Origin of the sequence: Streptomyces sp. UNOC14_S4, from assembly GCF_020740835.1 — a bacterium.
Lineage (GTDB): Bacteria > Actinomycetota > Actinomycetes > Streptomycetales > Streptomycetaceae > Streptomyces.
The window spans coordinates 1-11,110 of the sequence record NZ_JAINFC010000240.1; the positions used below are offsets into that span (position 1 = coordinate 1).

Below are 11,110 nucleotides of genomic sequence, written 5' to 3' on the forward strand. Positions count from 1 at the left end.
CCATGGGGGCCTTTCGGATTCCGGTTCTACAGGGGACGGGGGTGGGCGGAGTTCCGGTCAGGCGCGCAGGGTGGCGCCCCCGTCGACGTAGAGGTCGTGCATGGTGATGTGCCGGGCCCGGTCGGAGACGAGGAAGGTGACGGCCTCGGCGATGTCGGCGGGCCGGGCGATGCGGCCGAGAGGGATGCCGACGCGGTAGGCGGCGGGGTCGCCCTCGACCGCGCGGAGGGACGTCTGTTCGCCGGGCCACAGGTCGCGCTGCATGGCGGTGTCGGTGGCGCCGGGCGAGACGACGTTGCACCGGACACCGCTGCGGGCCAGTTCGAGCCCGAGGCACTTGGTGAACATGGTGGCGGCGGCCTTGGAGGCGGCGTACGCGGCCATGCCGGTGCGCGGCACGCCCGCGGCGTTGGAACCGACGGTGACGATGCATCCGGTACGGCGGTCCGCCATCCGCCGGGCGACGGCCCGCGCGGTGTGGAAGACACCGGTGGTGTTGACGGCGAAGGTGCGTTCCCAGTCCTCGTCGGCGATGTCGACGACGGAGGAGGCGCGGAGCACGCCCGCGACGTTGACGAGGATCGCGAGCGGCCCCATGGCGCGTTCGACCTCACCGACGACGGCCTCGACTGCCGCGCTGTCGGTGACGTCTGCGGTGTGGGCGGTGACGGTATCCGGGCCGAACTCGGCCTCCAGGCGCCCGATGCCGTCCGGAGCGCGGTCGAGGGCCGCCACACGCGCGCCCTGTGCGACGAGGGCGCGGGTCACGGCCTCGCCTATGCCCTGTCCGGCGCCGGTCACCAGCGCGACGCGGCCGGAGAGTTCTGACTGCTGCACAGCGCTACCCCACTTCCCTGCCGACTAAGGTAAGGCTTACCTTACATGACGAGTGGAAGGGGGCACTCCGGGGTGCGCCCGGCTCTCCGGCCCGGCTATCCAGTTCCCCGGCCCCGTTCTCCGGCCCCGCTCTCCGACCAGCTCACGGTCCCTCAGGACCCGAGCTCCAGCACCGGTATGCCGGGCGCCGTCACACCGAAGGTCTGGGCGTAGAGGGACAGCTCCGCGTGCAGCGCCCGGATCATCGTCTCCGCCCTGCGAAAGCCGTGCCCCTCCCCCTCGAAGGCGAGGTACGCGTGCGGCACGCCCCGGCCCGCCATCGCCGCCACGAAGCGCTCGCTCTCCTCGGCAGGGCACACGGGGTCCTCCAGGCCCTGGAGCAGCACGAAGGGCGCCGAGATCCGGTCCACCCGGTGCAGCGGCGAGCGCTCGCGGTACTGATCGGGCGCCAGGGGGCCCACCAGCGACTCCAGATAGCGGGACTCGAAGTCGTGGGTGCCGCCCTGCGCCCAGCTCAGCAGGTCCAGTACGGGGTAGACGATGGTGGCGCAGGCGTAGAGCCCGGTGGAGACGAGCGAGGCCGCCGCCGTCCAGCCGCCCGCGCTGCCGCCGCGGATGGCCAGCCGGGCCCGGTCCGCGGCGCCCTCGGCGGCGAGCGCCTCGGCGACGGCCGCGCAGTCCTCGACGTCGACCCTGCCCCACTCCTCGCGCAGCCGGTCGCGGTACGCCCGCCCGTAGCCGGTCGACCCGCCGTAGTTGACCTCGGCTACGCCGATGCCGCGCGAGGTGAAGTAGGCGATCTCCAGGTCGAGCACGAGCGGGGAGCGGCCGGTGGGGCCGCCGTGCGCCCACACCACGAACGGCGGCAGCTCGCCGTCGGGCGCCGTGTGCCCGGGATTGCGGGGTGCGTACACATGGGCGTGGATCTCCCGGCCGTCCGGCCCGGTGAACGTGCGGACCCGCGGCTCGGGGTAGTACGCGGGGTCCACGGCGTCGGTGTGCCGGGCGCCGACCGTACGCGCCCGGCCCGTACAGGTGTCGAGCTCGACCACCTCGTACGCGGTGCGGGCGCTCGCGGCGACGCCGACGGCCCGGGTGCCGTTCACCGCCAGGGCCGGGGCCCACTCCGTCCAGGGCCCGGCCGCGTCGGCGATCTCACCGGTGGCCGGGTCGAGTATGCCGAGGACCATGGGGCCCCGGCCGTGCAGCACGGCGATCAGGCCGCTGGGCAGGGGGGCGAACCAGCGCAGGCCCAGCTTCCACAGCGGGCCCGCGAACTCCTCCTCGCGCGGGCAGAGGTTGACGCTCTCCCCGGTATCCGGGTCGACGCGGTGCAGGTTCCACCAGCCGCCCCGGTCGGTCGCCGCGAGCAGCGTGCCGTCCGCCGCCCACTCCACCTGGGCGACGGACTCCTCCGGCCCGCCCAGCACCGTACGGACGTCCGTCAGCCGCCCGTCGGCGGTGACGCGGGCGAGCTTCAGCTCACTGCCGTCCCACGGCATCCGCGGGTGGTCCCAGGCGAGCCAGGCCGCCCGGCCGCCGTCCGGGGAGAGCCGCGGCCCGGTGACGAAGCGGTGCGCGTCGTCGGTGAGTTCGCGGACCGCGCCGCGGTCCTGGGCCGCCGAGCCGTCCAGCGGCACCGCGGCGAGCACCCTGCGCACGTCGGTGGGGCCTTCGCCGGTGAACTCCTCCAGCACGCACCACACTTCGCCGAGCTCCGGGCGCGGCACCGGGTCGGCCCAGCGCAGCCCGCCGCCGACCGGGGAGAGCGGGGTCAGCGGCCGGGGCCCGGCGCCGCCCGGCGCGTCGGGCTCGCAGACGTACAGCCGCTGGTCGGCGAAGTGGGCGAAGACCACCAACGGGCCGCCCGCGGGCCGGGGGACGGCCGCCCAGGGGAGACCGCCGTACTCGATGACCCTGCTGCGTACGTTCCACGGCGCGTCGAGCACCGATGCCTCGGTGCCGTCGGGCCGCCGCCGCACGAGGGTCTGGCGGCCCGCCTCCGCCGGGCGGGGCGCCACCCACCACACCTCGTCACCGACCGTCCCCACGTACTCGGGGCGGCCGCCGCCGTGCGCGGCGTGCCGGGCCTCGACGGGCGACTGCCAGGCTCCGTAGGGCGCCGTGGACACCATGCTTGTCACATCTCCTCGGGAAAGGTCGGGGAAGGCCGGGAAGGGCCAGGAATCGGTCGTCGGTGGGGAAGGGCCGGTAAGGGCCGGTCAGGCGTCCATCAGGAAGTGGTCGAGCACCCGGACCCCGAAGTGCAGGCCGTCGACAGGAACCCGTTCGTCGACGCCGTGGAAGAGCGCTCCGTACTCGATGCCGGGCGGCAGCCGGACCGGCGAGAAGCCGTAGCCGACGATGCCCAGCCGGGCGAACTGCTTGGCGTCCGTGCCGCCGGACATGCAGTACGGCACCACGTGCCCTTCCGGGTCGAAGTGTTCGAGGGCGGCGCGCATCTTCGCGAACAGCGGGGAGGCGACAGGGGCCTGGAGCGCGTCGTAGCGGTGGTAGTACTCCCAGTCCACGTCGGGCCCGGTGAGCCGGTCGACGGTCTCGGCGAACTCCTCCTCGCCGCCGGGCACGGTCCTGCCGTCCACGTGGCCCACGGCCAGGCCCGGGATGACGTTGACCTTGTAGCCCGCCTCCAGCATCGTCGGGTTGCTGCTGTTGCGCAGGATCGGCGCGAGCAGGGCGGCGGCGGGCCCGAGCTTGCGCAGAAGGCGGTCCGCGTCGAGGTCGGGGTCGTCCGGGTCGACGTCGATGCCGTGCAGCGCGGCGATCCCGGTCAGCGAGGCGCGGACGACCGGGGTGAGCCGCACCGGCCATTCGTACGCCCCGAGGCGGGCGACGGCGGCGGAGAGCGCCTGGACCGCGTTCGCCTTGTTGACCTTGGAGCCGTGGCCCGCGGTGCCGCGGGCGGTCAGGCGGAGCCAGGCCGTGCCGCGCTCCCCCGCCGCCACGGGGTAGATCCGCAGGTCCGGCCCTGCGTGGAAGGTGTAGCCGCCGGACTCTCCGATGCCCTGCGTGCAGCCCTCGAACAGGCCGGAGTGCTCGGCGGCGAGGAAACCGGAGCCGGCGATGCCGGTGTCCTCCTCGTCCGCGGTGTAGGCCAGCACGATGTCGCGGGGCGGCCGGACCCCGGCGCGGGCCCAGGCCCGGACGACGGCCAGCAGCATCGCGTCCGTGTTCTTCATGTCGATCGCGCCCCGGCCCCACACGACGCCGTCGCGCACCTCACCGGAGAAAGGGTGGACGGACCAGTCGGCGGGCTCGGCGGGCACCACGTCGAGGTGCCCGTGGACGAGGAGGGCGTCGGCGTGCGGATCCGCGCCCGCGATGCGGGCGACGACGTTCGTGCGCCCCGGCTCCTTCTCCAGCAGGACGGGCTCGGCGCCCGCCTCCGCCAGCCGCTCGGCGACGTACTCGGCGGCCGGGCGCTCCCGGCAGTCCCCGCCGCCGCGGTTGGTGGTGTCGATACGGATCAGCTCCGAGGTGAAGCGCACCGCCTCGTCCAGCGCCCGTCCGTCGATCCGCTCCGCTCCGGTGTCAGCCATACTCTTCCTCCACGGCGGCCGACACGACGGTCGTGACCGCTTTGAAGCAGCGAATGCCCTCGTACATGGTCGGCGTGGTGTAGGCGACCCGCCGCTCGCCGCTCTGCTCGACGCCCGGGACGCAGGTCGCGGCCCCGGCGAGGTGCTCGGCGTCGAATTCCAGCTCCATGGTGAACGGCCCGCCGCGGCGCGGCTCGTGCCGCACGGCGAGCGGGACGGCCTCCCTGGCGGCGTCCCGGATCTGCCGTGCCGTGCGCGCGGGAGTGCGGCACACGGCCGCGTACCGCGAGACGTAGTCCTTGACGGCGACCGAACGGGCCCCGGGGGCATAGCCCTTGGCGTCCTCGCAGGTCCGGTCGTCGCCGGTCACCAGCACCACTGGCACACCGTATTCCGCGACGACCAGAGAGTTGAGCAACCCCTCGCTGGCGCGCCTGCCGTCCACCCATACGCCGGTGAGCTGGTTGGCGAGGTAGGTGTGCGCGAGGACGCCCTCGGCGCCCGCGGCCGCGTGGTAGCCGACGAAGGCGATGCCGTCGACATCGCCGTGCTGGACGCCCTCGACCATGCTCAGGGTCTTGTGCTTGCCGGTGAGCATCTGGGCCCGCTCGTCCAGCTTCTCCAGCAGGAGGTTGCGCATGCTCCAGTGCGCCTCGTTGATCAGGACCTCGTCGGCGCCGCCGTCGAGGAACCCTGCGACGGCCGCGCTCACGTCGGAGGTGAACAGGTGGCGGCACCGCTCCCACTGCGGGGTGCCGGGCAGCACGTCCGCCGGCCAGGTGACACCGGTGGCACCTTCCATGTCCGCGGAGATCAGGATCTTCACCATGCGTCAGTGATATCGCAGGCTCGGGCCACGCGCACGGGGGTGTGGACAACTTTTCCACAGGGACGCCGCCCCGCTTTCCGCTCGTCCCGGTGTCCCGTACCCTCGGCCCGGGCAGCGCCCACCGACGAGTGAATCCCCTGGGGCCCGGCAGCCTCATGGATAGCTGGTACGCGTCGAAGTCCACCGAACTTCACTGAAGTCCGCTGAAGTCCGCTGAAGTCCACTGAAATCCGCTGCCTCACGAGGGAATCACCGATGCGTATCCGCACCGCCGTGGGCGCCGTCGCGCCCGTCCTGCTGCTGCTCGCCGCGCTCTGCCCGGACGCCCGTGCCGCGACCGGCACGCTGACCGTGGAGTACGAGCGGTGCAGGGAGGGCACGGGCACCGCGGGCATCGTCTGCCTCCGCGAGACCGTGCGGCAGCGCACCGAGAACCCGCAGGCGGGCACGTGCGTGGAACTCCTCACCGGGCGGCACGCGACGATCCGCCGGATGGTCAACGGGACGAACAGCCGCGCCACCTTCTACGCGGACACCCACTGCTCACAGCCGCTGGGCGGGCTCGCGCCGCGCGCCGCGATCGGGAACGTCGCGGCCCGCAGCGTCCGGTTCGCCGGCTGACCGGGTCGTCGACTGACGGTCCGGCGGCTGACCGGTCCGACGTGCGGGAAGACGGATCGGGACACGGTCAGGAGTTCCCTGCGGGGAAGGAGTAGTCGTCCCACAGGGCGCGTTCGTTGTCGAGGGGGGCGCGCTCGACGCGGGAGTCGAGATTCCAGATCCGCGTCGCGCGGTCCGGGGCGCGGTACGGGCGCCAGCCGGGCGTGCCGTGGCGGGCGAACGCGGTCCAGGAGTCCATCATGGCGTGGGCCAGGCGGGTGAGGGCGGGCCGCTGGGCCTCGACGGTCGCGGTGCCGCGCGGCACCCAGTGCAGGTCGAGGTTGCCGAAGACGAACGGCATCTCCAACTGGTGCATGGCTCCCAGGTTCTGCGCGTCCGGCACGCCGCTCGCGTACGGGACGTGCCAGTCGAACTGGTAGACGTACGAGGGGCGCCAGCGGGCCTGCGCCTGGGCGAGCCGGAGCGTGGGCAGCCGCTCGACCTGGTCGGTGAGCATGGCGTTGACCACGCGGCCCTCGCTCAGCCCGGGGCGGTCCGCGGCGTAGACGTCGTACATCCGCTGCTTGCGGTCGGCGAGCTCGGGCGGGAAGCCCGGGTAGGCGCTGAGCGGGAGCTTCAGCAGGTCCGGGTCGAACAGCGCCCAGAAGTCGGTCTCGTTGGTGTTGGTGCCGGCGAGGACGTCGACGTTCCGGGCGCTGCCCGCGGCGATCCGGTCGAGCACGGGTCCGGGGACGAGCGCCCCGTCGACGTACGGGGTGAAGAACACGGCTCCGGTCAGGCCCGGCAGGCCCGTCCGTGCCTTCTTCTGGAGCTCCAGGATCTGCCGGGTGGTCAGGGCGTCGAGGTCCGCGACGCGATGGATGCCGCCGGTCTGGAAGACCCGTTCCGCGTGGGCCTGCGCCGAGTGCGCGGTGTGCACCGCGCTCGCCGGGCCGCTCTCGACGACGGCGCGGCGGAACAGCCGCTCGGGGTGGTCCCCCGCGAGGAGCGCGTCGATGGCCACGGCGCCCGCCGACTGGCCGAAGACGGTGACGTTCCCCGGGTCGCCGCCGAAGCCGCGGATGTGCTCGCGCACCCAGGTGAGCGCGGCGATCTCGTCGCGGAGGCCGTTGTTGCCCGAGCCCGCGTACGCGCTGTCCAGGGCGCCCAGCTCGGTCCAGCCGAGGATGCCCAGGCGGTAGTCGGCGGAGACCACGACCGCGTCGCCGCGCGCGGCCAGGGCCGCGCCGTTGTCGAGGGCGTCGCTCGCCGACTCGTAGACGTCCTCCCCGCCGTGCAGGAAGACCATGACGGGCTTGTGCTCACCGGGCGCGCGTGGGGACCACACATTGACGTGCAGGCAGTCCTCCACGCCGGTGCCGTCCCCGTCGGCCAGGTCCTGCGGACAGGGCGGCTTCGGCCGGTCCGCCGGGAGGGTGCCCTGCCAGGGCTCGGGCGGTGCCGGTGGCCTGAAGCGCAGGGCCCCGGTGGGCGGAGCCGCGTAGGGCACGCCGAGATATGCGCACACGGCGTCCCCGGCAGCACCGCGGACCGCGCCCAGCGACGTCCGCGCGGCACACTCCTCGCCGCCGTCGCCGTCCGCGCGGGCAGGCGCGGGGACGGCGGCAGCCCCCACGAGCAGCAGTGCCGCGACCGCCGTGACGACGGTGCGGCAATGGCGACGCAGCCCGGTCCCCTGCCCGCGGACCCCCAGCCCGTTACGGAACACGTTGCCGAACACGTTGCGGAACACCAGGTCCACCAGGTCCCCTCCCGTACGGCCCCAAGCCCATGGAATGCACCAAATCTGGTCCAGTTTCAGGAAAACCGCCACTCCAGGCCATCACCCCTCCGGGGGAATCCGGGGTACAGATGACCATGACGGCGCGCGCACGACGGGCGCGCCCCCACCGTGAGGAGCACATCGATGGACCAGGCCCCGGCGACACCACGCCGCGCCCTGCTGCGGATGATCACCCTGGGCGGCGCGGTGACCGCCGCCGGAGCCCTCGCGACCGCCTGCGGCAAGAGCGGGAGCAAGGCCTCGGCGTCGGTCTCCGGGACGCCCGGTGCCGAGGCATCATCCGGAGCCGACACCATCATGATCATCCGGCATGGCGAGAAGCCCGACGAGAGCGGGAAGAAGGCGCCCTTCGGCGTCACCGAGGAGGGCGAGCAGAACGCCCACGCCCTGCTCGTGCGCGGCTGGCAGCGGGCGGGCGCGCTGGTGGGGCTGTTCGCGCCCGACGGCGGCACCCCGCTGCGCAAGGGCCTCCAGCGGCCGGACGCCGTCTACGCCGCCGGTCCCCACCCGGGCGAGAAGGGGCTGCGCCCGAGCGAGACGGTGGCGCCGGTGGCCGCGAAGCTGGGGGTGCGGGCGAATCTGAAGTACCGCACCGGGGACGAGGAGGCGCTGGCCAAGGAGCTCCGCGGGCGCCGGGGCCGCACGCTGGTGTCCTGGGAGCACCACGCGATCCACACGATCGTGAAGGGACTCGGGACGGTACACCCCACGCCCCCGCACGCCTGGCCCGACGCGCGGTTCGACCTGGTATGGGTGTTCGTCCGGAAGGGTGACGGGTGGGCCTTCTCGCAGGTGCCGCAGCTCCTGCTCGACGGGGACAGCGCGAACCCCGCGTAGGGCCCGCGCTTCCCGCCTCCGCTTCCCGCCTCCCCGTCTCCCCGGGGGTCAGTCCGCGTGGCCCAGTTGGAGGTCGCGCTCCGTGCGACCTCCGCCGGCGACCTGCAGGACGGTGGCCACCGGCGGGTAGCCCGCCGCGATGACGGTGTACTCCCCCGCGGACAGGTCCACGAAGCGGAACGCCCCGTCCGCTCCCGTGGCCGCCGAGTCGACCACATTGCCCGCCGCGTCCAGCAGGGTGACGCGGGCGTCCTCGACGGGCCGTCCGCCGGTCGCCCGGACGATGCCGCGCAGCACCGCGCCGCCCGCGAGCTCGATGTCCTGCCGGGTCTCGCGGCAGGACTGGACGGTCACCGGCAGCGCCGCGGGCCGGAAGGCGGGGGCGCTGGCGGCGAGCGTGTACTCCCCGGCGACCAGTTCCGAGATGACGTAGCACCCCTCGCGGCCGGTGCGGGTGGTGGAGACGACCTCGCCGTGCACATTGGTCAGGGTGACGAGCGCGTCCCGCACATGGTTGCCGTCGGGGGTGAGGACGGTGCCCGCGAGGCGTCCGGCGCCGCCGAGCACCACGTCGAGCTCGACGGGCCGCTCGCCCACGGTGACGGTGACGGCCTGCGGCTGATGGCCGCCCGCGGCGGCGATGAGCACGTACGAGCCGGTGCCCGGCGTGCTGAGCGCGTAGCGCCCGTCCTCCCCGCTCGCGCCGCGCCCGATCTGCTGCCCGCGGACGTCGATGAGGGTGAGTGCGGCGCGCGGCACGGTGGTGCCGTCGGGGTGCTGGACGGTGCCCGTCACGGGGATGCCGGGGACGAAGGGCGCCGGGCCGTCCTGGGGTTCGGGGCGCGCGGACGGGATGACGGGGGCTTCGGAACCGTTGTGGGACACCAGGGGTTTCTCTTTCAGCAGGAAGGCGAGCAGAAAACCGAGGACGAGCACCGGCACGAGGTAGAGGAAGATCCGTGGCATCGCGTCCGCGTAGGCCCGTACGTAGGCGTCGCGGACCGTGGGGGGCAGGGCGTGCACCAGCTGCGGGGTGATCGAGTCGGCCGGGGGCAGCCCCGCGCGCGGCGGCAGTTCGGCCCGCAGCCGCTCCGCGAGGCGCCGGGCGAAGAGCGCGCCGAAGACGGCGGCGCCGACCGAACCGCCGATCTGCCGGAAGTAGTTGTTGGCGCTCGTCGCCGTGCCCAGGTCGGCGGGGTCGACGGAGTTCTGCACGGCGAGGACGAGCACCGGCAGAGTGAGCCCGATGCCGATGCCGAGGATCGCCATCCAGAGGCTGTAGACCGTCCGCGGAGTGTCCGTGTCGAGGTGGGCGAGGAGGTACATGCCCGTCGCGGAGAGGACACCGCCGATGAGCGGAAAGGGTTTGTAGCGGCCCGTGCGGCTGATGAGCTGTCCGGCGACGAGGGAGGCGAGGACGACACCGCCCATCATGGGCAGCATCAGCAGCCCCGACTCGGTGGCGTCGGCCCCGTCGACCATCTGCAGGAAGGTCGGCAGATAGCTGGCGGCGCCGAACAGCCCGACGCCCATGATCGCGCCGACGGCACCGGTGACGTTGAAGATCCGGTCCCGGAACAGATGCGGCGGAATGATCGGTTCGGCCGCGATGTGCTCGACCACGACGAAGAGCAGGGCCGTGCCGAGCGCGCCGCAGGCGAGCCCCAGGATGACGCGGGACCGCCACTCGTACTCGGTGCCGCCCCAGGTGGTGAGCAGCACCAGGCAGGTGGAGAAGGCCACGAGCAGCAGCGCGCCGAGGGCGTCGAAGCGGGCCTTGCGGGCGGGCGCGGGGAGCTTGAGGACCGGCGCGACGACGAGGAAGGTGACGAGCCCGACCGGGATGTTGAGGTAGAAGCACCACCGCCAGGAGGCGTGGTCGGTGAAGAAGCCGCCGAGCAGCGGGCCCGCGACGGAGGCGAGTCCGAAGGCGGCGCCGATGACGCCCATGAAGCGGCCGCGCTCCCGGGGCGGGACGATGTCCGCGATGATCGCCTGGACGCCGATCATCAGCCCGCCGCCGCCGACGCCCTGGACGGCGCGGTAGGCGATGAGCTCGTCCATGGTGCCGGAGTGGCCCGCGAGCGCGGAGCCCACGACGAAGACGACGATCGAGAAGAGGAAGACGCCCTTGCGGCCGCAGAGGTCGCCGAGCTTCCCGTAGACCGGCAGGACGGCGGTGGAGCTCAGCAGATAGGCGGTGACCGCCCACGACATCCGGTCGAGGCCGTGCAGCTCTCCGACGATCTTCGGGAGGGCGGTGGCGACGATGGTCTGGTCGAGCGCCGCGAGCAGCAGCGCGAGCATCAGGCCGAAGAAGACGAGGCGGACGCGGGCGGCCCCGAGGGGGGATCCGGGCAGCTCGGCGGCGGTGCCGGACGCGGGGAGCGCGAGTGGCCGGCCGTCACCGCGCGTCGGCACCGCGCCCCCGTGCCCCGGTGCCGGGGAGGGTGACGCCCCTCTCCGGTCGCTCTGCACCAAGGTGCTTCCGGCTGTGGTCCCGCCCACGGACGACTCCCCTCGTCGTGTCTGCATCGCCGCCCTTTTCTCGCATTTGGCGTGAGCGGCTAGCAAGCGCGGTGATTAGCCGGAGAGCGCACCCTGTGCGGCTTTCGCGCCGGTGGGAGGCATACGGGGGATGGT

8 protein-coding genes are annotated in these 11,110 nt (G+C 73.5%); 2 read left to right on the plus strand and 6 right to left on the minus strand.

Features of this window, described 5'->3' with window-relative positions:
• Positions 1-57: 57 nt before the first annotated feature.
• From K6I34_RS21265 to K6I34_RS21280, 4 genes are all read right to left on the minus strand, one after another.
• The gene (locus K6I34_RS21265) at positions 58-837 is read right to left on the minus strand and encodes a 2,3-dihydro-2,3-dihydroxybenzoate dehydrogenase (RefSeq protein ID WP_229327914.1); all 780 of its coding nucleotides are present in this window, start codon (positions 835-837) and stop codon (positions 58-60) included.
• 152 nt (positions 838-989) lie between these two features.
• Positions 990-2,972, minus strand: coding sequence for a prolyl oligopeptidase family serine peptidase (locus tag K6I34_RS21270; RefSeq protein WP_229327915.1), 1,983 nt, complete (start codon positions 2,970-2,972; stop codon positions 990-992).
• A gap of 87 nt (positions 2,973-3,059) precedes the next feature.
• The gene (locus K6I34_RS21275; protein WP_229327916.1) at positions 3,060-4,397 is read right to left on the minus strand and encodes a M20/M25/M40 family metallo-hydrolase; all 1,338 of its coding nucleotides are present in this window, start codon (positions 4,395-4,397) and stop codon (positions 3,060-3,062) included.
• Positions 4,390-5,223: a M55 family metallopeptidase gene (locus tag K6I34_RS21280; RefSeq protein ID WP_229327921.1), complete on the minus strand. Its 834-nt coding sequence runs from the start codon at positions 5,221-5,223 to the stop codon at positions 4,390-4,392. Before K6I34_RS21280 ends, K6I34_RS21275 begins: the two co-directional genes overlap by 8 nt.
• 258 nt (positions 5,224-5,481) lie before the next feature.
• On the opposite strand from K6I34_RS21280, the gene K6I34_RS21285 reads away from it, so the two are divergent.
• Positions 5,482-5,847 carry a hypothetical protein gene (locus K6I34_RS21285; protein ID WP_229327917.1) on the plus strand — a complete coding sequence of 122 codons (366 nt, stop codon included), beginning with the start codon at positions 5,482-5,484 and terminating at the stop codon, positions 5,845-5,847.
• A 67-nt stretch (positions 5,848-5,914) separates the two neighbouring features.
• Here K6I34_RS21285 and K6I34_RS21290 read toward each other — a convergent pair whose 3' ends face one another.
• Positions 5,915-7,588: a carboxylesterase/lipase family protein gene (locus tag K6I34_RS21290; protein WP_229327918.1), complete on the minus strand. Its 1,674-nt coding sequence runs from the start codon at positions 7,586-7,588 to the stop codon at positions 5,915-5,917.
• A 165-nt stretch (positions 7,589-7,753) separates the two neighbouring features.
• Between K6I34_RS21290 and K6I34_RS21295 the strand changes: the two genes are divergently transcribed.
• Positions 7,754-8,467 carry a hypothetical protein gene (locus K6I34_RS21295; protein ID WP_229327919.1) on the plus strand — a complete coding sequence of 238 codons (714 nt, stop codon included), beginning with the start codon at positions 7,754-7,756 and terminating at the stop codon, positions 8,465-8,467.
• 48 nt (positions 8,468-8,515) lie between these two features.
• On the opposite strand, the gene K6I34_RS21300 is transcribed toward K6I34_RS21295, so the two are convergent.
• On the minus strand, positions 8,516-11,002 hold the full coding sequence (locus K6I34_RS21300) for an MFS transporter (RefSeq protein WP_229327920.1): 2,487 nt from the start codon (positions 11,000-11,002) through the stop codon (positions 8,516-8,518).
• Positions 11,003-11,110 lie beyond the last annotated feature (108 nt).

Coding starts and splice junctions, on each gene's coding strand:
- K6I34_RS21270 (WP_229327915.1), bottom strand. CDS start 2,972: ATGGTGTCCACGGCGCCCTACGGAGCCTGGCAGTCGCCCGTCGAGGCC.
- K6I34_RS21275 (WP_229327916.1), bottom strand. CDS start 4,397: ATGGCTGACACCGGAGCGGAGCGGATCGACGGACGGGCGCTGGACGAG.
- K6I34_RS21285 (WP_229327917.1), top strand. CDS start 5,482: ATGCGTATCCGCACCGCCGTGGGCGCCGTCGCGCCCGTCCTGCTGCTG.
- K6I34_RS21295 (WP_229327919.1), top strand. CDS start 7,754: ATGGACCAGGCCCCGGCGACACCACGCCGCGCCCTGCTGCGGATGATC.
- K6I34_RS21300 (WP_229327920.1), bottom strand. CDS start 11,002: ATGCAGACACGACGAGGGGAGTCGTCCGTGGGCGGGACCACAGCCGGA.